The organism is Aquipuribacter hungaricus (assembly GCF_037860755.1).
GTDB classification, from domain to species: domain Bacteria; phylum Actinomycetota; class Actinomycetes; order Actinomycetales; family JBBAYJ01; genus Aquipuribacter; species Aquipuribacter hungaricus.
The window spans coordinates 1-887 of record NZ_JBBEOI010000475.1 but is presented as its reverse complement, the minus strand read 5'-3'; the positions used below and the strand labels follow the sequence as shown (position 1 = coordinate 887).

Sequence of the window (887 nt, the reverse complement as noted above, 5' to 3'; positions counted from 1 at the left end):
CTTGGCCTCCGACTTGCCCCGGCGCCCGCGTCGGAGGTGCTGCCCCCCGCGGCCGCCCCGGCCGGCGTCCCCGCCGCCGCCGTGCTGGCGACGCTGCTCTGCCTCGCCCTGGTCGCGCTCGGCCTGCTGGCCCTGCGCGAGGTGACGGCAGGCCGCGAGGTCGGCGGCCAGGTCGTCGTCCCCGGCGAGCCCTGGGCCGCCCCGCTCCTGGCCTCGGCGACCGAGGTCGTGCCCGGCACCACCGCGGTCGCCGCGGGCGCCGCGGGCCTGGTGGTCGGCCTGCTGCTCCTCCTCGTCGCCCTGCGGCCCCGCCCCGCGCGGACCGTCCGGCTCGTCGACCCCGCCGGCCGCGGCGTCCCGCTCGACCTGGACCCGGGCTCGGTCGCCCGGCTGGCGGCCGACACCGCGCTCGGCGAGGACGAGGTCCTCTCCTCCCGCGGCCGCGCCGACCGCCGCCGGGTCGCGGTGCACGTCACCGTCGACCCGCGCGACGCCCACGACGTGCGTTCCCTCACGGCCTCCACCGCCCAGCGCGTGGCTGCGCGGCTGGAGGGGCTGCAGCCCGCCCCCCGGGTCGGCGTCCATGTGCACGGGGCCCGCTCGTGAGCCGCCGCCTGGTCGCCCTCGACCGGACCGTCCTGGCGGTCCTCGCCCTGGTCGTCCTCGCCGTCTCCGGCGCGCTCGTCGTCTGGGGCCTGGGCCGCTGGCCGGGCGCCCCCGGGCAGGTCGACCTGGCCGTCCTCGCCTCCGCACCGGACGCCCCGGCCTGGCCGTGGGCGCTGGCCGTCGGCGGCGTCGTCGCGGTCCTGGTCGGCCTGCGGGCCCTGGTGGCCCACGTGCACCGGCCGCGCGTCCGCCAGGTCCCGCTGACCGCCAAGTCGGAGGCC

The 887-nt window shown here is 81.2% G+C and carries 1 protein-coding gene and 1 pseudogene; both read left to right on the top strand.

From position 1 onward, the window contains the following. On the top strand, positions 1–606 hold a 606-nt coding region (locus WCS02_RS20720; protein WP_340296203.1), incomplete at its 5' end, for a DUF6286 domain-containing protein. Next, positions 603–887: pseudogene (locus tag WCS02_RS20715) on the top strand (hypothetical protein); the annotation flags it as partial. The gene WCS02_RS20720 and the pseudogene WCS02_RS20715, both read left to right, overlap by 4 nt.